This window comes from Psychroserpens sp., from assembly GCF_036960315.1.
Taxonomy (GTDB): Bacteria; Bacteroidota; Bacteroidia; order Flavobacteriales; family Flavobacteriaceae; genus Psychroserpens.
In genome coordinates this window covers 81,828-104,001 of sequence record NZ_JBALVR010000010.1, presented here as the reverse complement: position 1 = coordinate 104,001, position 22,174 = coordinate 81,828, and the positions used below count along the sequence as shown (strand labels likewise).

Annotated in this window: 19 protein-coding genes; 11 read left to right on the top strand and 8 right to left on the bottom strand. The window is 33.2% G+C overall.

Annotated features, from left to right (window positions below; translation table 11 throughout):
* Position 1 precedes the first annotated feature (1 nt).
* The 3 genes from V7719_RS15420 to V7719_RS15410 form a co-directional block, all read right to left on the bottom strand.
* Positions 2–751, bottom strand: coding sequence for an SDR family NAD(P)-dependent oxidoreductase (locus V7719_RS15420; protein WP_335730835.1), 750 nt, complete (start codon positions 749–751; stop codon positions 2–4).
* Positions 752–802: 51 nt separating this feature from the next.
* Positions 803–1,411 (bottom strand): TetR/AcrR family transcriptional regulator, encoded by a 609-nt coding sequence (locus V7719_RS15415; RefSeq protein ID WP_335730834.1) that lies wholly within the window; start codon positions 1,409–1,411, stop codon positions 803–805.
* Between the two features lie 109 nt (positions 1,412–1,520).
* Complete coding sequence (locus tag V7719_RS15410) at positions 1,521–2,138, bottom strand: dioxygenase family protein (protein WP_335730833.1); 618 nt, start codon at positions 2,136–2,138, stop codon at positions 1,521–1,523.
* A gap of 131 nt (positions 2,139–2,269) precedes the next feature.
* Here V7719_RS15410 and V7719_RS15405 point away from each other — a divergent pair, with 131 nt between their 5' ends.
* Complete coding sequence (locus V7719_RS15405; RefSeq protein ID WP_335730832.1) at positions 2,270–2,659, top strand: acyl-CoA thioesterase; 390 nt, start codon at positions 2,270–2,272, stop codon at positions 2,657–2,659.
* 78 nt (positions 2,660–2,737) lie between these two features.
* The gene (locus V7719_RS15400) at positions 2,738–4,267 is read left to right on the top strand and encodes an alkaline phosphatase PhoX (protein ID WP_335730831.1); all 1,530 of its coding nucleotides are present in this window, start codon (positions 2,738–2,740) and stop codon (positions 4,265–4,267) included.
* Between the two features lies 1 nt (position 4,268).
* Here V7719_RS15400 and V7719_RS15395 read toward each other — a convergent pair whose 3' ends face one another.
* The 4 genes from V7719_RS15395 to V7719_RS15380 form a co-directional block, all read right to left on the bottom strand.
* Positions 4,269–5,507 (bottom strand): mechanosensitive ion channel family protein, encoded by a 1,239-nt coding sequence (locus V7719_RS15395; RefSeq protein WP_335730830.1) that lies wholly within the window; start codon positions 5,505–5,507, stop codon positions 4,269–4,271.
* The gene (locus V7719_RS15390; RefSeq protein ID WP_335730829.1) at positions 5,504–5,797 is read right to left on the bottom strand and encodes a DUF3817 domain-containing protein; all 294 of its coding nucleotides are present in this window, start codon (positions 5,795–5,797) and stop codon (positions 5,504–5,506) included. The genes V7719_RS15395 and V7719_RS15390 overlap by 4 nt, the downstream gene beginning before the upstream one ends.
* Positions 5,798–5,843: 46 nt before the next feature.
* Positions 5,844–8,021 (bottom strand): T9SS type A sorting domain-containing protein, encoded by a 2,178-nt coding sequence (locus V7719_RS15385; RefSeq protein WP_335730828.1) that lies wholly within the window; start codon positions 8,019–8,021, stop codon positions 5,844–5,846.
* Between the two features lie 195 nt (positions 8,022–8,216).
* Positions 8,217–9,044, bottom strand: a complete 828-nt coding sequence (locus tag V7719_RS15380) for an OmpA/MotB family protein (protein WP_335730827.1) — start codon at positions 9,042–9,044, stop codon at positions 8,217–8,219.
* A gap of 195 nt (positions 9,045–9,239) precedes the next feature.
* On the opposite strand from V7719_RS15380, the gene V7719_RS15375 reads away from it, so the two are divergent.
* Positions 9,240–11,723: a zinc-dependent metalloprotease gene (locus V7719_RS15375; protein WP_335730826.1), complete on the top strand. Its 2,484-nt coding sequence runs from the start codon at positions 9,240–9,242 to the stop codon at positions 11,721–11,723.
* Positions 11,724–11,905: 182 nt separating this feature from the next.
* Complete coding sequence (locus tag V7719_RS15370) at positions 11,906–13,564, top strand: hypothetical protein (protein WP_335730825.1); 1,659 nt, start codon at positions 11,906–11,908, stop codon at positions 13,562–13,564.
* 67 nt (positions 13,565–13,631) lie between these two features.
* Here the strand turns inward: V7719_RS15370 and V7719_RS15365 are convergent, their stop codons facing one another.
* Positions 13,632–14,606 carry a lipase family protein gene (locus V7719_RS15365; protein ID WP_335730824.1) on the bottom strand — a complete coding sequence of 325 codons (975 nt, stop codon included), beginning with the start codon at positions 14,604–14,606 and terminating at the stop codon, positions 13,632–13,634.
* Between the two features lie 177 nt (positions 14,607–14,783).
* On the opposite strand from V7719_RS15365, the gene V7719_RS15360 reads away from it, so the two are divergent.
* From V7719_RS15360 to V7719_RS15330, 7 genes are all read left to right on the top strand, one after another.
* Positions 14,784–14,975, top strand: a complete 192-nt coding sequence (locus V7719_RS15360) for a cold-shock protein (RefSeq protein ID WP_335730823.1) — start codon at positions 14,784–14,786, stop codon at positions 14,973–14,975.
* A gap of 267 nt (positions 14,976–15,242) precedes the next feature.
* Positions 15,243–15,434 carry a cold-shock protein gene (locus V7719_RS15355; protein WP_335730822.1) on the top strand — a complete coding sequence of 64 codons (192 nt, stop codon included), beginning with the start codon at positions 15,243–15,245 and terminating at the stop codon, positions 15,432–15,434.
* Positions 15,435–15,882: 448 nt separating this feature from the next.
* Positions 15,883–16,974, top strand: a complete 1,092-nt coding sequence (locus V7719_RS15350; protein ID WP_335730821.1) for a sensor histidine kinase — start codon at positions 15,883–15,885, stop codon at positions 16,972–16,974.
* Positions 16,961–17,683 carry a LytR/AlgR family response regulator transcription factor gene (locus tag V7719_RS15345; RefSeq protein WP_335730820.1) on the top strand — a complete coding sequence of 241 codons (723 nt, stop codon included), beginning with the start codon at positions 16,961–16,963 and terminating at the stop codon, positions 17,681–17,683. The genes V7719_RS15350 and V7719_RS15345 overlap by 14 nt, the downstream gene beginning before the upstream one ends.
* Positions 17,684–17,694: 11 nt before the next feature.
* On the top strand, positions 17,695–18,879 hold the full coding sequence (locus tag V7719_RS15340) for an alpha/beta hydrolase-fold protein (RefSeq protein WP_335730819.1): 1,185 nt from the start codon (positions 17,695–17,697) through the stop codon (positions 18,877–18,879).
* Positions 18,880–19,081: 202 nt separating this feature from the next.
* Entirely contained in the window at positions 19,082–19,702 is a 621-nt protein-coding gene (locus tag V7719_RS15335) for a hypothetical protein (protein WP_335730818.1), read from the top strand.
* Positions 19,703–19,739: 37 nt separating this feature from the next.
* On the top strand, positions 19,740–21,962 hold the full coding sequence (locus V7719_RS15330; RefSeq protein ID WP_335730817.1) for a CocE/NonD family hydrolase: 2,223 nt from the start codon (positions 19,740–19,742) through the stop codon (positions 21,960–21,962).
* The last annotated feature ends 212 nt before the right edge of the window (positions 21,963–22,174 follow it).

Sequence of the window (22,174 nt, the reverse complement as noted above, 5' to 3'; positions counted from 1 at the left end):
TTTAAATTTGACTTAAACCGCCATCAACTTCTAATTCAACACCATTGATATATGATGCATCATCAGATGCTAAAAATAATGCAGCATTAGCAACTTCTTCAGAGGTACCAAATCTAGCCAACGGAACTTGTGCAGCAAAACCTTTTTCCAATTCTTCTAAACCGTCATTTGTCAATTCCATTTTACCATAAATAGGCGTTTCAATTGGTCCTGGAGCTATTGAGTTGACTCTAATGCCTCTACCTTTAACTTCACTAGCCAAAACTCTAGAGTATGCGCGTAACGCACCTTTACTAGCAGAATATACAGCCATACCATCAAAGCCTCTTTGATGTACTACAGAATTAGTAAATAGAATAGTACCTGCATCATTAATATGTGGCAATGCTTCTTTAACTGCTAGAATTGGACCTTTCACGTTAATATTAAAGGTTTCTTCGTAATGACCTTCAGAAATATCTGTTGTTGGTGTAGGTTTGGCAATTCCTGCATTTAGGTATAAAATGTCTATAGCACCATATTTTTCTACAGCTTTTTCAATTAAATGCTTATTATCTTCTGGTTTTGAAACATCCGCTGTAACGGTTATAAAATCGCCGTCTAAATCTTTAGTTGCTTCAGCTAATGCATCTGGGCGTCTTCCTGAGATTACAACTTTTGCACCTTCCTTTAAAAATAATTTAGCTGTTGCTAATCCAATTCCACTATTTGCGCCAGTAATAATAGCGACTTTGTTTTTCAATTTATTCATTGTTATTGTTTTTTATTTGAAACGTTCGTTTCAAATACAGTTAAAAAAAAATTAATTTAATGTTTGCATAATTGTACTTGCAATGCCTTGCAATTGTTTTTTATCAGTAAGCAAAATTCCTGTCATTCTTAAGCCTTGCAGAGACGTAAAAAGATACATAGCATAATTATTTGAGTTTTGTTTCATATTAATAAGGTTATCATCTTGAGCTTTACCAACCAAATCTTCTAACAACTTGAGCATATGATCATGATTTTTTTCTAAAAAACTCGTAATGGATTTTTCATGATTAGCCATTTCCGCTTTACAATTACCAATAAGGCATCCTTTGTCATACTCTTTGTTTTTAGAAATAATCTTAATATAAAGTTCAAAAATAAGTTCAATAGCATGTAATGGGTTAGAGGCTTTCAAAAGCGCATTTGAAGTGTCTCTACCAAAGGCATCTTCATATGATTTTAAGCATTCTAAATATAAATTGAGCTTATTAACAAATGAATTATAAATGCTTGACCTATTTAAACCCGTAGCGTCAACCAAATCTTGCATTGAGGTTGCATTATAACCTTTGTCATGAAATACATTTGTTGCTTGTTGAACAACATAATCTCTATTAAATTTTTCTACTTTAGGCATATCTATTTGAAATGAACGTTTCAAAATTAAACATTTATTTTAAACTAAATGTTAATTTTTTGTTATACTATTTTAATAGCTTAATTGGGTGATGATTTAAAACTCCCAAATGAAGATAAGGACAAGTCAAAAACTAGTAGTTTGGTATATTTAAACCAAGTATGATATCTCTATTTGCCGTTTTCATATCACCATTTCCACTTAACGAAATAACTCCAGAACCTGCTCTAGGTTTTTTTCTATTTAATATATTAAGCGTGATATTTGGATCGTCAGAAAAATAAAAGTCTTCAATATAATATTCATTCACATTTGGTTCTTTTATTGTAATATGAATATGCTGAGGAAGTGTTGAGTTTGGATAGGATGCTGGTCTGGTGGTATAAAATGCATAATGACCGTTGCTGTCAGTTTTTAACCATGTCCTCAAATTGCCATGTTTCTTTCCCCATCCCTTAGATGAGGCTGTTTTTGGGTAGCGTCCAGTTTGATCGGTATGATACACATATAAAATAACATCTTTTGCAGGTGTTTTTGCATCATTTTTATAAACGGTACCGCTTATTTTTATTTTATTTTGCATGGTGTCAAAACCAAAAATTGTATCGACAGATGTCAATTTTTTGTTGTCATAATTATTTACTGCTTCACAGCCTTCACAAGGACCACCAACCTTTGTCGTACTTTGAGATTGTGCACAAGAAATCATGACCAATGTTAGTAGCGCAAGTAAAATAGCATGCTTTTTCATAAGAAAATTGATTATTAGTTCTAAGTTAATAATTGAATGCCTGCTTTATTTCCTATTTAAGAAAAGTTTAGAAAAAGATTAACACACCTTACATACTTTCCAAATAAATACCAATCTTTACATAAAAAAAAATGAGATTCCATACACGAAAATGGGTTAAGCCCGAAGATTTAAATCCTAATCAAACTTTATTTGGTGGACAATTGCTTGCTTGGATAGATGAAGAGGCCGCTTTATACACGATTATTCAGTTGGAGAATTCTAAAATTGTGACAAAGTATATATCTGAAATTAATTTTATGGCATCTGCAAAACAAGGTGATATTGTTGAAATAGGTATTGAAGTCATAAAGTTTGGTAGATCATCATTAACCTTAAATTGTGAAGCACGAAATAAAATGACTAGAGAAACGATATTAACGGTCGATAATATTATTATGGTTAATCTTGGTGATGATGGAAAACCAAAGGCTCATGGTAAAACAGAGGTGGAGTTTGTTAGAAATCGAATAGAGGATTAGATCAATTCGAAATTTATTAGGCTTTTTGATGGCTTTTTTGTTTTCTTGATTATCTTTAATATTCATAATCAATAACATATGAGAACGCCTGTAATTTTTATGCTCGCTTTAGTTTCTGTAACTTTTTCATATGCACAATCAATATCTGAGTTTATATCCATTGAACCTGTTGGGCAATCCGAACAATTTGTAATTCCATCAACACATACATTTCAAAAGATAATTTCTACTGGAGATATGCTTACTGAGGGTGGAGAACTTGGAGTTAATCCAGATTTTTCGGCATATGTTCCTATTGCAAATAGTAGTTCTAATGGGTATTTAAGCATTAATCTAGAATCTAGTGGTGGTGTAACAGTTTTAGACATAAACTTTAATTTTTCAACTAAACTATGGGAAACAAATGCATCTGAAGCTCTTGATTTCTCCGCTTTTGTATTGACAACTGCTAATTGTTCTGGTGTTGTAACATCATGGAATACAGTTGTTTCATGTGAGGAAGTTAGAGTGCCAATTGATATAAATTCAGATGGATATAATGATTTAGGTTGGAATGTAGAAGTAGATCCTGTGAACAAAATTGTGTTAAATAAATTGTGGGCTATGGGCAATTTTGCACATGAAAATATAACTGTACATCAAAATCAAAGAACTGCTTATCAAGGTGCAGATTCTGATCCTGGATACCTTTATAAATTTGTAGCCGATACTGCTCAAAATCTTAATTCAGGAGATTTATATGTATATGCTGGTAGTAAAAATGGTGCTGGCTCATGGATTCAATTACAAAATAGTACTCCTGAACAATGCAATAGCACATTAGCCCAAAGCGCAATGGTAAATGCTACAGTTTTTGATGGTATTGAAGATGTTGAGATTGGTCCAGATGGGATGGTGTATTTAGCAGTTAAATCTGAAGATCAAGTATATAGATTTCAAGATTCAGATCCCTTGACTGGAATGACAGCAACTATGGAAACATTTGTTGGTAATACCAATTATGATATTTCTCATGCCTCTGGTACAACTTCTGTACCATGGGGAAATGGAAATGATAATTTAGCATTTGATGGAGAGGGTAATCTTTGGGTGTATCAAGATGGAGCTAATAGTTATATTTGGGTTGTAGAAAATGGTCATACCCAAACTAACCCTCTAGTTAGAATTTTTGGGAGTACACCAATAGATGCAGAACCGACAGGAATCACGTTTTCCCCTGATTTTAATTTTTTGTTCATGTCCATACAACACCCAAGTGATCAAAATAACGCCAATCAAATAGATGCAGCTGGAAATTCGATTTCCTTTGATACGTCAACAACATTAGTTATTGCTCTAAATGGTAACCTGGGAGGAACTTTGACCATTAATGAAATCCCAATGGACAAGTTCTTAGTATTTCCAAATCCGCTAGAAATTGATAAGCTTTTAGAAATCAGAGGAGCGCCAATCAAATCTGTGAATGTGTTTTCAATTACAGGCAAGAGCATTAAAAATTTTGAATTTGATGGTGCCGAAAACGTTTCTATTGATTTAAACGAACTGAGTTCAGGAAGCTATCTTCTTAGGATTAATAATGAAAAAACAATACAAATCATGCTCAAGTAGTCTAAGCATTGATATAAAAATTATTTTCAAATACTTCCAAATCAAAATAGGGAACTGCAGCTATTGCATGATCGAAAATATCAGACATAATATACTCGTAATTCACCCAGCGTTTATCACTACTAAAGCAATAAATTTCTAAGGGTAACCCTTGAGCTGTCGGTTCCAATTGACGTACCATAATGGTCATATCCTTATTTACTGCGGAATGATTTTCAACATACAACTGAAGATACTTTCTAAACACGCCTAAGTTTGTCAAATTCCGACCATTAATCAACACAGATTTATCTGCATTTTCATCTTGGTTGAACGTATTAACCTCCTTTTGTTTTGTATCCAGATAACTAGAAATAAGCTGAATGTCTTTTAATTTTCCAATATGCTCATCAGTAAGATATTGGATGCTTGTTGCTTTAAGAATGACAGCACGTTTAATACGTCGTCCACCAGACGATTCCATACCTCTCCAGTTTTTAAATGAATCAGAAATTAGGGCATAGGTTGGAATAGTCGTAATTGTTTTATCAAAATTTTGAACTTTTACGGTAGATAAGTTAATTTCTATAACATCTCCATCTGCTCCATATTTTTCAAATGTTATCCAATCTCCAATACGAACCATATCGTTTATTGATACTTGAATACTTGCAACAAAACCCATGATAGTATCTTTAAATACTAAAATAATTACTGCTGAAGCGGCTCCAAGAGTCGTAACAAACTTCCAAAATGAAATGCCACTAATTATGGCAAAGGAAGAAAATATACCGATAACCCAAGCAAAAATCATAAAGACTTGGATATAACTATCAATAGGTTTGTCTTTAAAGCGGTCTACTGTTTTTAAATAATCTTTAATAGTTTTTAAAACACTGCGTACAATCCATAACGTAAGAATAATACCAAACACTTTTGATCCCTTTTCAATGATATTCTCGAGGTAATCAAAATCAGAAAAAATAAAAGGAATAAACTCTATTGCGATTAGCAAAGGAATAATATGCGCAATATTTCTCGGAACTTTGTTTTTTACGAGAATATTATCAAAGTTTGATTTCGATCTAAAAGCAAAAGCATTGAACGCATTTACCAATACTTTTCTAATAATGTAATCTATAATAAATACAACTATTAGTAATGCAATGCTAAGCGCAATCATATTCAAGTACTTGGCAGTTGTGTCGCTTAATCCAACAGAAACTAGATAATCATATAGTAAATGACGAAATTCCATCATAGCGCTTTATTTTTCAAATATTTCTTTTCAATATAAAAGGTTCCAAAAGGAATTATAGAAGCAATTAACACAGTAAATAAGGTTCTTGTTTTCCATTTCAGCTCTTTACCAACCATAATTGCTAATACAATATAGGCTAAAAATAACAAGCCATGTGGCATACCAAATATCTTAACGTAAGTATCGTCGTGAGCAAAACGCTTAATTGGAGTCGCAATAAACAATAATAATATGTAAGATACACCTTCTAAAAGGGCTACAATTCTAAAGCTATTTAACAGTGAAAGCATTGTGAAACTATTTTACTGCAAAAGTACTTTATGTAAGGAATTCTATCTAGTTTTTTACAACATTTTTAACGATAACTGTATCGTCAGTTGTATTCGTCATTTTTACCAAATACAATCCTGATTCTAATGATGAAAGTGAAATGTTAGTTGTTGATAGATTGGTATGTGAACTGTGTACAAGTTTGCCATCCAAACTATAGATATCAACGTTCAATTCTTGATTTAGTGTGTTTGAAATATGCAATTCATTTTTAAATGGAACAGGATATAACCTTATCGCATTTTGACTTTCTACATCATCATTACTCAATGTGCTATCAAAATATTGAAGAGCTAAATCAAAGGCTTCATTACCAATTTTGTCACCAATTATACGGCCTTTAATATCATCGATAGGAGGATGAATACCTCCCCAAATTCTTGATAGACTTGTTTGGTCTGAGGCATCACGATAGGTAGCCCATTGCAAAGTCATGTTTTGGGTAGGTCCAACCTCAAATACCAAAAAATTATTTTGTTCAATATCAAAAGTCCCCATACCACCTGGAAAAAAAGGATCTCCTGTAAGTCGTGTTAATACTTCAGCAGCAGCACGTGAAAACGTCGAATGACCAGACAGGTAACCAGCGAAAGGTGGTGTTACAAAAGAGCCACGTTGATATGGCCACCAATGTGTACCTATAATCCAATCTACACCAGCTGTATCCGTGGCTGGATCTTCAATAAAATCGGGACCTTTCCAAGCTTTAATCTTAATTTTATCAAGGTTTTCGTTGCTATTGCCTCGAAGCGGATCTGTAGGTCCTATTAATTCTATAAGTCCGTCAACTAAAGGGATGCCATGTACATCATAACTAGGTAATGATGCATCACTACTTTGTCCTTTTCCAGCCATATAGCGGATAGCGGATATTGGACGTAAATAATCGTAATACCCTTTTATTCCCCAAATATCAATTGCTGAATCATGCATTGCTCCACCCAATGCTAAATAGGATTTTACATCCCATTCTAAGTCACTTACAATTTCACCCTGACCAGTAATTCTCTTTTCTACAGAAGGATGATCACTCACATAATTCAATACGGTAAACCAATGTCCAGGAGGTGTTTCAGAATCTGGACCATCTGCCCAAAACTCTGCTAATACTCTAGCATAATCTGAACGTTTTACCATATTCGTTTCATACGCCATACCAGTTGTAGGGTTTAAACTGTGACCCAAACCAGCATCTCCACCATTGGTGAAGTCGTAAAATGTTTTGTATTCCTCGAAAGTTTCTGGATAGTTTACTATATCAAAATTACCGATAGCACCTGGAGAAATATCAATCATGGTCGTATCATTCGGGTCTAGATGAGAAGACCAAGACGCGACTAAAGCAAAATGCCATTTAAATGGATCGTCAATACCATCTTCATTTGAGTTCTGAATGTAAACAGGAGGACCTGGATCATTATATACATAACTATCAAAGCCATTATTTAGAATTTGTAAATCATCGATAGACAGAGAGAAAGGCGTTACTGCTCCCCATTCCGGACTTAAAAAAGCAGGTGTATCTCCAGGAAATTCATTTCCGCTTTGATCTACAAAAACATCAAACGCCAAAGGTTGCCAGCGATCAGGATTAATATCATTAGTGTCATAATAATTTTCTAAAATGAGTGGGGGATTTGCAGGTATATAAAATGCGTTAGCATAATCAAACTGCTCGTTAGAGCCATCTTGTAAACCAAATGTAATTATCTCACTAGCCAAATAATTCCCAAGTGCTGCATACGAACCAGAACTGTAATCGGTAGAAGTAATGGTATTATCATAACCAAGCAGTGTGAATAGGGCTTCTATTTCTATCGCAATTTCAGTAGATCCAGGAGATTGCTCAAACCTGTGATTAAGTAACCTGTACATGGCATAACTTATGATTTCATGACGTGCAGCATCAACATCTGTTGGATTTGCAATACCATTAAATTGACAATCATAACCTCCAAAGTTTTCTCCTAAGAAAACAGGCTCGGCCTGTGAATCGAAAATAGCCCAAGCATCATACATAACCACCGAACAGTGAAACAAATTTCTGGAATGTACTGTTGGTCTTGCAAAATCAGATCGGATTGCATCTAATAAAACTTCGTTCCATTGACGTGCCACAGATTGCTGAGCAAATGAAGTCGTAAAACATAGAAATGCAATAAATAATAGCGTGAATTTTTTCATTGGTAATCAGTAGGTTAACGGTTATACTTCTCAAAATTAAAACAATTTTCTGATTGTCAAAAATAAAACACTCTATATATCGATAAAGAGAGCAATTATGAAGTTATTTGGCGTTGTTAGATAAGAAAAGAGGCTATTGCATTTTGTAATAGCCTCTTTTGATTAATCAATCACACTTTGATACATGTCAAGTATTTATTTATTAGATGACATCATAGCAAAGAATTTATCAATATTTGGCAAAATCACGATACGTGTTCTACGATTTGTAGCTCTGTGCTCTTTAGTGTCATTATCTGCTAATGGTTGATAAAAACTACGTCCTGCAGCAATCAATTGTTCTGGTGCAACGTTATAATCGTTTTGTAATTTTTTCACAACAGCAGTGGCACGAAGTACACTTAAATCCCAGTTATCTTTAACTGCAGCGTTACTTTTCATTTGCTTATTGTCTGTATGGCCTTCAACCATAACATCAAGGCTTTCCTCAGAGTTTATCACATTTGCAATCTTTTGTAAAATATCATTTGCTTTGTTGCTTATTCTATAGCTTCCTGAATTAAATAACATTTTATCTGAAATAGAAATCATTACAACCGTTTCTTCTATATTAATCACAATATCTTCATCTTCTTCAATGTTTTCCATTGATGATTTCAAGTTGAATTTCATGGCTAGGTTCATAGAATCTTTTAAGGTCTTTGCAGTAGCCATATATGCTGGTGGAACGTTTTTAAGCGACTCACGTAAAGCTTCTTTTTGGTTTTCTGAAATGACCACACCATCTACAGATACAAGCTTGGCATTGTTATCTTCAGTAAGTTCATTTATTTTAGAATTATAGTTATCAACGCGATCTTGAATTTTCGCGAATCTGGTTTCTAAATCTTCTTTTTCAACTTTAGTCTTAGTTAATTCACTTTTTAATTCACCATTGTCTTGTTCTAAAGCGAGGTATTTCTTTTTTGAGACACAAGCAGTTAAAAATAATGCCGATAATACAATTACTGAAATTCGTTTCATAATGTTTGATTAGTTGTTTTGGGTTTATGTGTATATCTACGAGGAAAAATTGATTACGGACTTTCAGCCTTTTAATATTTTATGACCTTCATTGATAAGTGCTGAAATTGGAAGTCCTTAAAATTTTGTGAAATACATGACATTTTGAAGTGCAATGATTAATTTTAAACCAAAATCACACTAAACTATCCAACTATGAAAAAACTATTGCTATTAGCTTTGACATTGCTCATTTGTGCAATGCCAATGTCTCTCCAAGCACAATCCACAAAGAATAAAAGAAAAAAGAAAAAAGACCAAAAAGAAGAAGTTGTTCAGCAAACACCTAAAAAGGATCAAGGAAAAATAAAACCTTATGATAAGGTCATTACCAAAGATGCTGTTACAGATGACGGACTCTTTAAAGTCCACAAAGTAGGAGAGAAGTATTATTTTGAGATTCCTAATGTGCATTTAGGAAAAGATATGCTCTTGGTGAGTAGAATAGCCAAACTGCCTGCAAATATGGGAGGCGGTTATATTAATGCTGGATCTAAAACTGCTGAGCGATTGGTGGCTTGGGAACGTTTTAACGAAAAAGTATTAATTAAAGAACGATCGTATAATTCGGTTGCAGATGAAGAATTACCGATTAGTATTTCAGTAAAGTCAAACAACTACGAACCAACGTTATTTGCTTTTGATATCGCAGCTTTTAGTAAAGATTCTTCAGCAGTTGTTGTTGATGTCACAAAGTTTTATAGCTCAGATGTTAAAGCTATCAGTGGCTTATCAGGAGGTTTGAGAACCACCTATAAGGTTCGTAATTTGGATGCCTCTCGTAGTTTTATTAATAATATGAAGAGTTTTCCGCAGAACATAGAAGTGATTCAGGATATGACTTATAATGCCTCAAAACCACCTTCGGCACAATCGGCAGAAACCATTAGTCTGCAAATGAATCAGTCGATGATTCTATTACCAGAAGAACCTATGCAACCGCGTTTTGCAGATGAACGTGTAGGATGGTTTACCTATAGTCAGGTGGACTACGGAAGTGAAAAATTAAAAGCTGATATGAAAACTTATATCCGCAGATGGCGACTAGAACCAAAAGATCCTGAGGCTTATGCTAGAGGAGAATTGGTTGAGCCGGTTAAGCCTATCATCTATTACCTGGATCCTGCGACACCTGAAAGTTTACGGAAGTATATCAAAGAAGGTATCGAATTATGGCAAGGTCCTTTTGAAAAGGCTGGTTTCAAGAATGCTATTATAGCAAAATATCCACCAACAAAAGAAGAAGATCCCGATTTTAGTCCGGAAGATGTGCGTTATTCCGTAGTACGCTATGTCGCTAGCGAGACACGAAACGCAATGGGACCAAGTGTCTCAGATCCAAGAAGTGGTGAAATAATAGAAAGTGATATCATTTGGTACCATAACCATTTGCGTTCGTACAGAAATCGTTATTTGTTAGAAACTGGAGCTGCTAATCCTTCAGCGAGAACATTAGATACGCCTGATGAAGAAATAGGAGAGATGATGAAGATGGTGATTGCTCACGAGGTTGGTCACGCTCTTGGATTGCCTCATAATATGAGTGCAAGTAAAGCTTATGATGTTGAGAGTTATAGAAATGGAGCTTTTACTCAGGAATTTGGAATCGCATCGACTATCATGGATTACGCGCGTTACAATTATATCGCACAGCCAGGAGATCAAAATATCAGGTTTATTCGTCAGATAGGGCCTTATGATACCTATGCTATAAATTGGGGATATCGTATGATTCCAGGAGCAAGTTCTGCTGATGCCGAGTTGACTACCTTAGATAAATGGATTTTGGAAAAAGCAGGTGATCCCAAATATGTCTTCGGAAAACAAAGTAGCCGATTTGATCCTACTTCACAAACGGAAGATATTGGTAACGATGCCATTAAAGCCTCGAATTATGCGTTGAAGAACTTAAAGTTTGTAGCGCAAAATTTACCAAAATGGACAAGTGATCAAACGAATGATTACAACGATTTAGAAGAATTGTATGGCGAATTATTAGGCTGTTACAACCGTTATATTGGTCATGTATTAGGAAATATTGGAGGTGTAGAAGAAAACTTAACAACGCCAAGTCAAGGTGGCATTCCATACAAGGCAGTACCAAAACTAAAGCAACAAGAATCTATGCAATGGTTGCATGATAATGCGTTTGCTACACCACTATGGTTGGTAGATAAAACCATCCTTCAAAATATAGATTATGCTGGATATACAGAGCGTTTAAGACGTTTACAAAGCAGGTATCTCAATGGCATATTGAGTTTTGATCGTCTAGGACGATTAATTGACCATAATACGATTGATGCTACTAATTACAGTGCTTTAACTATGCTACAAGATTTGCGAAAAGGCATTTGGAGTGAAGTAAATGTGACCAGAAATGTAGATGTATATCGCAGGAATTTACAACGTGCATATATTGATCGAATGGCCTTTTTAATGACAGAAGATATGAATCGACTTCGTACAAATCAATACTTTAATGTCTCACAATCAGATATTAGAGCTTTGGTTCGTGGGGAATTGAATAGGTTAAAGCGTCAGGTGGCTGCAGCGGGAAACAGAACTGTAAACACCGTAACCAAGTATCATTATAAAGATATCGTAAAACGTATTGAAACTATTTTAGACCCGAAATAAACTCATATCAAACTGAGCACTTTTCAGTAATCATATCAAACACCTTTTTGAGTAACTTCAGAAAGGTGTTTTTTTATGCTCATCACATTGAGTTATATTTATGAAAACACGTCTTTTCATGAATTATTATGAGTATTTTTAATAAGAACCTAATATGATTACAATCAAAAAATCAACTAACCATGAAAACACCATCACGACTCATTATATTTTTTATGCTTGTTATAAGCATGCTATCTCATGCCCAAAGTACTATCTCTTCAGAGGAATGGCATGAAGATTTAAGGTATTTACAAACTACTGTTCACGAACATTATCCCTTTTTATTTAAAAAAGTATCTGCAGCAGATTTTGATGCAGCAGTAGAAAAACTGTACACGGAAATTCCGGCGTTAGAATACCATGAAATTCCTGTGAAACTGGCAAGTATTGTCTCATTATTTGAATATGGACATACACAAATCACCTTTAGTACAGTCGCAAAAAATGGTGCGTTACCAGTAAATCTATATCATTTTAATGATGGCATTTATATTGAAGGTGTTCAAAAAGCACATGAAAAGACTTTAGGCGCTAAAGTGCTAAAAGTAGGAGGTATGCCAGTTGAAGATGCATTGAAACTTATACGACCAGTAGTACCAGCGGAGAACGATCAATATTTTAAAGCTTACGGATTGCGATTTTTAACCGTTCCAGATGTATTGCATGCGCAACGCGTAATTCCGAAGGCTTCAAATGAAGTGACATTAACATTAGAAAAAGACGGAAAAGTGTTTGACTATACATTTCCAAAGGTTGAATTAAAGGACATATCTACAAGTTATGGGTTCTCAGTACCTAACGATTTGTGGCTGAGTTCTAGAAGAGATATGAGTAAAATACCGTTATACTTAAGGCATTTAAATGATAAATATTATTTTTTCGAATTCTTATCAGAAAGTAAAGTTTTATATGTGCGTCAGAGTTCTGTATTTAATGATGAATCGGAAACATTAAAAGATTTTTATGATCGACTATTTGCATTTATTGATGCTAACGATGTTGAAAAATTGATTTATGATGTCCGTCTCAATGGCGGCGGAAATAACTACAATAATATTCATCTTATCAAAGGCTTGATGGCGAGGCCACAAATTAATAAAAAGGGAAGTTTCTTCTTTATTATAGGCAGAAATACGTTTTCTGCATGTCAAAATTTGACCAACGACATCGGCACTTTTACTGAAGCCATCATGGTAGGAGAACCTACCGCAGAAAATGTAAACTTCTATGGAGACGCTAGGCGAGAGGTGTTACCAAATTCAAGTATTTCAGTAAATCTATCTTATGCGTGGTGGCAAGACAAACCAGCCTGGGAAAATAAGGACTGGACCATACCACATATCGCTGTAGATGCAAGTTTTAAAGACTATATAACGAATCAAGATCCTGTTTTGGAAGCTGCATTAGCGTTTAATAGTGTCGACGGATTTATTTTAGATCCGATGCAACATTTGACACAACTATTTATTGCTGGTAAAATTGAAGAACTTAAAAACGACGCTGCAAAATTTGCTCACAATCCGGAGTATAGCTATTATAATTTTGAAGAAGAATTTAGTATAGTTGGAAATCGATTAATTCAAAATGGAAATTTAGAACCTGGACATTTTATTTTGGAACTGGTGTCAGAATTATTTCCAGAATCTATAAGCGTATTATACAGCTTAGCAAATGCTCAAGAACTATTAAAGTTGAATGCTAAGGCTATAGCATCGTATAAAAGGATTATTGCCTTAGATCCTGATGGTTCATTAGCGACTGTTTCCCAAAATAGAATAAAGAAGTTAAAAGAAGATTAATACAAAAGCGACGGTGCTTTTAAAGCATCGTCGCATAATTAAAGTCATTAATTAATAAAAGGGTCTTTTATTTAGGACAGATAGTTCCTTTGCAAACGCCTTTTATATATCGAAAACCACAGGTTATATGGTGTGCATTCGCAATCTGTTCGGCTCCAGGTTTCCCTTTAGTCAATTCTTCTAAAATTTTACCAAAACGTAAGAGCGGATTAGATTCAGGAAAAGAATTATCAACGATACCATGTTTATTTACGAACTGCACATTGTTGCTTCCCACAGGTTCATAGTCTAAGTTAGCAGCTTCATGTAATAATTTTTTAATTACATCTGGCAAGAATGGGATATTGGCTATAAGATCAATAAATACTTTACCAGGAGGTAAGAAAGGCACAATATCCAAATAGTTTTCATAATTCGTATAGTGTGGAAACGCAAGATTAAATACATCTCTAAACTCACCATTGCCAGGTTTTGGTCCAGCAAAGGTTAACACTTCAGTTGCTTGAAAAATATTCATTTCTTTAAAATACATGGCAGCAATAGGAGCAACCGCACCACCTTTACTATGACCTGTAATATATATAGGCTTTGTATAGTTTGGATTCAACACGTTTAAAGCGTTGATAATTCCATCTTTAAGAAGCATAAACGCATCAAGGAAACCTTCATGAACTTCACCAGGTTTGCCTATGATGTATGGCTTGGTATCGACATAAAAAATATTTTCAATCCAATCGGCAATAGAATCGACTGTTACAGGCACAGGAGGTAATGTCCCTCTAAAAGAAATAATTATACCTTCGGCAGTTTCACCAACAAGACAAGCTTCAATTTTGATATATTTATCATACTTTGGAATAGGTGAGGCTACTATAACGAAAGGGTCTCCAATAAAGTTTACGGAATTATATTGCTTTCTCATGTTATCTGTGACATCAAAATTCATATCACAAGGATTGTATCTACCGTTATTTGCAGATGTTGAAATACAGTATGCCGATTCTGAAGCGCATAATAGTTTACAAGGATCTATAGTTGCCATAATTTTAAATGTTTTGGTTTACTCAAAATTAAAGGGTCTATGGCGATTATAGTAGCGTATATCTACGTGATTTAAAAATCCCGAAGTGTTGTATTTACAGTAATAAAAGCACAATTGTAATTTGTGGCATCATCTTTGAATTGTATTTAGTATTATTAAACAATACATTATATTACAATGAGTAAAGGAACAGTAAAATTCTTCAACGATGCCAAAGGTTTTGGCTTTATAACTGAAGAAGGTTCAGACAAAGACCACTTTGTACACATTTCTGGATTAATCGATGAAGTTCGCGAAAACGATGAAGTTGAATTCGATCTTACAGAAGGAAAAAAAGGATTAAACGCAATAAACGTAAAAGTTATTTAAATATACGATTAGCCTAAATTTGAAAGCCCATCACAATGTGATGGGCTTTTTTTGTGCTCTGTAATGTATAAATTAATAGATCGTCGCAGGTAAGTTTTACAATACATTACATATCAGCAGACTATAAATAGTGATGAAATAACTAAGATAATGAAAGACAAATTTGGGTGTAAAACATAAAAAAGACCTTTTAAAGTCGCTTTTTATGTTTTCTGGTATTATCTTTGAAAAATATTAAGTAATTATTAAACATTAAATTATAATACGATGAGTAAAGGAACAGTTAAATTTTTCAACGACGCCAAAGGTTTTGGTTTCATAAATGAAGAAGGATCAGACAAAGACCATTTTGTACACATTTCAGGATTAGTAGACGAAATTCGCGAAGGTGATGCCGTTGAATTCGATCTTGAAGAAGGTAAAAAAGGATTAAACGCAGTAAACGTAAAAGTTATTTAAATATACGATTAACCTTATTTTTGAAAGTCTGTCACAATGTGATGGACTTTTTTTGTGCTTTATAGTAGCAGTTTCGTTTCACTATAAATCACAAATATGATGCTATATCAGTAATTATCCAATTTACAGCTATGGCACATATGATATAAAATGTACTCTATAATGGACTTGGGTTATTGCTTGCCCCGAATTTGATTCGGAATACCTTGAGCTTTATTCATGAGCAACTATTTATTAAAATAGTGTGCGCGAGTAAACTTTTTATGCGACGTAGGAGGGAAGCATAAACCGAACTTGTGAGATTCACGATTTCTTAAAACCATAGAAGTGCATGAGTAATTTGTGTGGAATGAAATATAATTTTTATAAATAACACTTAAACCTTATATCTTACGTTCCTGTACTTTTTCTTTCACTATTTAAAAGTATTTCGTTGCTTTGTCTAATAATGGACAGCAATAGAAAAACATATAGCAGTAAAAATACAATTTCTCTTTATTGGAAATGTCAAATAATAGGATGGAGTTTAGTTTCTCTTTATTGGGCTTATACCGTATATAATAGAGATAATTATGGAGTGTTTTATACGTTTTTAAATTATGTGTTAGATATATCTCTCGGAGTTTTCCTGACCCATATGTATAGAGCGTTTGCTTTAAAGACTAATTGGAGTCGATTACCTATCAAAAAGTTATTAATTCGTGTAATTCCCAGCATACTTTTGTTAGCTGTTTTGTATGCGTTATTAGGTAATTTAAAATGGTATGCTTTCAGGACATTTTTTGTAATTAAGGATGCTGATTTTTTGGAATCACTTATTTACTGGGATCCTATATTAATAACTGGACTACGATTAATGTCTATTTGGATACTGGCTTATCATTTATATCATTATTATCAGAAGAAAATTGTAACTGCAAAAGAAAATGCTAAACTTTCTTTGATAGCAAAACAAGCACAATTGGATAATTTGTCATCGCAATTGAATCCACATTTTTTGTTCAATTCTTTAAATTCGATAAAGTCTTTAGTTGTAGAGAACCCTAAAAATGCAAGAAGAGCCATTGATTTATTGTCAGATTTATTACGTTCATCTTTATATGAGAAAGACAAAGACTTAATTACGATAAATGAAGAGTTGTCTTTGGTGAAAGATTATATTGAATTAGAGAAAATGCGTTTTGAAGCACGTTTGCAATTAGAAACAATGATTGATAAAACGTTGATGAATTTCAAAATTCCGACATTAAGTATTCAGCTTTTAGTAGAAAATGCAATCAAACACGGAATTGACTCAATTGTAGAAGGAGGAATAATTCATCTTAAAATTGAAAAACAAAATGATACAGTTCAAATTATTGTTGAAAATCCAGGAACTATAAATAGGAGTAAAAAATCATCTGGCTTAGGCTTGAAAAATTTACAAGAACGATTAGAAATACAATACAAAGGAAAAGCGACTTTCAATTTAAAAGAAATAGATAACAATTCTGTGTTAGCAATAATAACACTTCCAATTATAACCGATGAAAACATTTAAAACCATTATTATTGATGATGAACGCTTGGCTAGAGAAGAAGTGAAGCGTGCACTAAAAAGTTATCCTGAATTTGAAATAATTGGAGAAGCAAGTCATGTTGATGAAGCTAGGATCTTAATTGAAGAATCTAAACCAGACATTATATTTTTAGACATTCATATGCCTGGTAAATCGGGATTTGATTTATTAGAAGAATTAACAACCGTTCCAGAAGTAGTGTTCACCACTGCTTATGATCAGTATGCTGTTAAAGCTTTCGAATTGAATGCCTTAGACTATTTAGTAAAACCATTGCGGGACGAACGTTTTTCTCAAACGATAGAAAAAGTAAAAGCTGAGTTAGCGAAAAAAGAAGAAATTAAAGCAGATATTTTACCAATGCATCGAAAAATATTTATCAAGGAAGGAGAGAAATGCCATTTTATTCCCTTGTCTGAAATACATTTCATAGAATCTTTAGATAATTATGCGCGTTTGTATTTTGGTGACCAAAAGGCGATGATTAAAAGGTCGTTAAATCAATTGGAAGAAAAGTTAGATTCTACCGTATTCTTTAGAATCAACAGAAGTCAAATTATTAATACCCAGTACATCAAAGAAATTCATCCATACTTTAATAATAAGCTGCAAATTAAATTGACAACTGGTGAAACCTTAGAGGTTTCTAGCCGACAATCCGCTAAGTTTAAAAATTGGAATAGCTTATAAATACACAAATAATGATAACAAAACACAACATAACAAAAGTGCTTATTGCATTTTTGTTGTTCTTGCAGTGGAATGCAATTGGACAAAATTCAACGCCTTATTCTATAGGGAAAACCTATAAAATTTATTCGAATATTTTAAAAGAGGATAGAAGCTATATACTAGAGCTCCCGAGTTCATATGAAACAAGTAAAAAAAACTATCCTATTTTAGTTTTGTTAGACGGAGAAGTTAGTTATCACTCACATTCTGGAATTCTAAATCATATGACACAAGGAGGTCAAATTCCTGAAATGATTATTGTTGCCATTACAAACGTAGATAGAAATCGAGATTATACACCCACAAAATACTTGACCAATTTAAATGGGTCAAGTGCTGTAGAAAATCACAAAACAACAGGAGGTAGTGCGAAATTCCTGCAATTTATTGAGCAAGAGTTATTACCAAAAATTGAACAAAAATATAGAACCAATGCTTTTAAAACCTTGGTCGGAATTTCTCATGGAGGTTTGCTCGTTGGCTCAGCGTTTCTATCCAAAGAAACTTCTTTTAATGGCTTTGTTTCAATGGATCCGAGTTTTTGGTGGGACAATCAATACGTTGTAAAGCAATTAGAAAAAACGGATTTAAATCAAATTAAGGATAAAAGGATTTATGTGTCTACAGCAGATAAATTTGAGAATTTTGATAGAATTCCACATGTATTTACAGCAAACATCAACAGTCATGAGCTTTTTAATGCAACTCTAAAAAATAAAGGATTTTCTCCTGGAAAAGTCGAATTAGAATATTTTAAAGAAGAGAATCATTGGACGGTTGCTTTGATGAGTTTGTATAACGGAATGCAGTTCATTTACAAAGATTTAAAAATGAAAAATAGTAGTAACAGTTCTGTTCAGGATATTGTTGCCTATTACAAAGCAAATTATAATGGGGGATTTTTACCTCCAGAGCAAGATGTCAACAACCTTGGGTATGCATACTTAAGTAATGACGCAAAGAAAGCATTGTCTTATTTTAAGTTAAATGTGAAAAATTATCCAACATCATCGAATGCTTTTGATAGTTTGGGAGAAGTATATATGCTTTTGGGAGATAAAAAGAATGCTCTTAAATATTACAAAAAATCATTTGAATTAAATGCTAATAATAAAAATGCTATTAAAATGATTAAAGTGCTAAATGGAAACTAGCAGAAATAAGTAACATATTGTTTATGAAATTAATGCAGCATCAAATATATTATATCGATGCTGTTTTTCATTTGATGTTATTAAGAAAAATACAAAGTATTATTTACGTTTATAAACTTATTTTAACGCTCCTGTACTTTCTGTTTTTATTTTTTTTTAAAAGCCTTTAATTTGTAGTATGAACAATTAAAAACTCGCATTTATGAACTATTTTAAATATAATTATCACATAACAACAGTTTTAACTGTAGTTGTAACTTTACTATTGAATTCTTGTAGTAACCCTAATTCAATAGAGACAAAGCAACCAACTTTATCTGATTATACAGTTGGAGAAAAATGGGTTTGGAAATATAAAGGGGTAACAACGGAAGGTGTAGTACGTTCGGATGGAGAAGACGCAAGAGAAATAGTTAGCGTAGACGGTGTTTTAGGCATGGTAATCGGGACTGATACTATTCAGGTTAAAGACATTGTGAAACCAGAAGAAAGCGAAACGCCTAAGTATGACTGGCCTCTAGAAGTGGGTAAAAAATGGAAATATGAGAAAAATTGGACAAGTCAAGATGGTACAAAAGGAACGCAAAGTCAAGATGTTGAGATTTTATCTTTTAAAGAAATAACGGTAGAAGCTGGAACATTTATGGCTTACAAAATTCAATACAAAGGTAAAATCACGAATTCGAGAGGATATAGTGCTGACGCGGATGATGTCTGGTGGTATGCACCTGCTTTAAAAAATTTCATAAAATTTACTCAAACTCAAGATGACTTTTTATACGAAGAGGAATTAATCAGGTATACAAGCCCAAGTAAGAACTAAAATAGTTATTGTTAAATCTACTTTATAATATAGGAACATGAAAAAGTCACTAATACTATTATTTCTAATCGCGATCAATCTAATTTCTTTTGGACAAGAATTAACGTTTAATAAAGTAGCGGTATCAGATTCAATAGCTCTTGCAAACCAAATGCAACTGTTGGCAGAATCATGTGTCGAACAAAAATTATCAGAACTCGATTTATTTAAAGTTCAAATAATAAGCCGTAATTATAAACAAGCATTCGCTACTATTGAAATAAAAAACAAGAAAACTCCCAAAGAGGAAAGCTTGTATTTAGATTTATATCAGCAGTTTGCGAAAGCAAAACTTTCCTCGAACTTTAAAGTAGCATTTAGGCAATTATATAAAAGCTATATAATAAACTCTGATGATATACATGTACTTAACTTAGACAACACATTGATTTCTAGAGATGGAACCGATTATTTTGTTTCTGATTTTAAGAATTCGTATGAAAATATGACCTCTGATAAAATTTCAATAGAAACGGCACAGAACTTAATCAAAAAATATTTTTTAAAAACAGTATATGAATCAACCAGAAATCTTTTTTTTGAAGAAATAAGGCAAGATCATAAACGTAGGTACACTATAAATGATACTATTTTAATTCCGATGAAGGACGGTGCAGAGATTTCTGTTGTATTGGTTCAACGGAAAGGGTCTCCGACAACTAAAAATTCTGCAATATTGATTTCTTCTATTTATGCGGGAACTAATGAACCAGGTGCAATGCTATCAGCGTCTAAGGGTTATATTGGAGTCGTAGCCAATACAAGAGGAAAAAGATTTAGTAAAGGAGAAGCAAAACCTTTGGACTATGAAAACACCGATGTATATGAAGTAATTGATTGGATTAGCAAACAGCCTTGGTCCAATCAAAAAGTAGGAATGTGTGGTGGGAGTTATAATGGTTTTTCGCAATGGGCTTCAATGAAACACAAAGTGCATCCAGCGTTAAAAACAATCATTCCAATGGTAGCCATTGCTCCTGGAATTGATTATCCTATGGAAAATAATGTATTGCACAATTATTCATATTCTTGGAATTTTTATGTAACCAATAACAAATATTTAGATAACGATGTTGCCAATGATAGAAATCGTTGGAATAACTTAAAAAATAAGTGGTTTACATCGGGTGTTGCGTTTAATAAATTAGATAGCCTTGATGGTGCCGTAAATAAGTTGTGGAATAAGTATATGCAACATCCTAGTTACGATGATCATTGGAAAAAAATGATTCCTTATAAAGAGGAGTTTGCTAAAATTGACATTCCAATTTTAACGATTACTGGATATTATGACGACTCACAAAGAGGAGCGATGTATTACTATAATCAGCATCATAAATATGTAAAAAACCCAAATCATTATTTGTTGGTTGGCCCTTACGATCATTGGACTGCGCAAACTAAGCCGTCAGAATATTTGAGAGATTATAAATTAGACAATACTGCTTTAATAAACATTCAACACGATGTTGTGTATCAATGGTTTGATTATATCTTAAAAGGAAAGGAAAAACCAAGTATTCTAAAAGATAAAGTAAACTTTCAGGTAATGGATACAGATACTTGGATGCATAAACCAAGTTTGAATGCCATGACAAATGATACGTTGAAGTTTTATTTAAGTGCAACCAAATCTGATCAATTTTATGCTTTAAAAGTGAAGCCTAATGATTCTGAAATTGACATGACCATTGATTTTAAGGATAGAGAAAGCATGAATAATACGGAATATTATCCATGGCCTTTAGAACGAGAAAAAATCAACCTAAAAGATGGTTTGGTGTTTAAATCTGAAGCGTTAAAAGAAGATGTGATTATGAATGGTTCATTTTTAGGAAATCTTGAATTCTCAATAAATAAGAAAGATGTAGATTATTCTGTTATTGTATATGAACTAACTCCAGAAAATAAATATTTCCATTTAAGTTATTACATTGGTAGAGCGAGTTTTGCAGAGGATAGAGAAAAAAGGAATCTGTTGGTTCCAAATCAAAAAACTCAAGTTTCATTCAATAATTCTAAATTGATTAGTAAAAAATTACAAAAAGGAAGTCGCATTGTAATTGTTGTAAATGTGAATAAAAACAACAATGCACAAATCAATTACGGAACAGGAAAAGATGTGAATAAAGAGAATATTAGAGATGCTAAAACGCCTCTTAAAATAACGTTCACAGGACAAAGTAATATTTCTTTGCCAATTTGGAACTCTATAAAATAAGATTTAAGCGAGTAAATACTTTTTATGCGACGACCTAGGAGGGAAGCGCAAACCGGGCTTGTCAGATTCACGATGTCGCAAAACAATAGAAGTGCATGAGTAATGTGTGTGGAATGGATAAAAAATACGCTAGTTAAAATCTTCCTAATTTATTAGAAACCACCTCATAAATTGAGATATTTATTGTCTATTTAAATCTTAAATGCTCAATT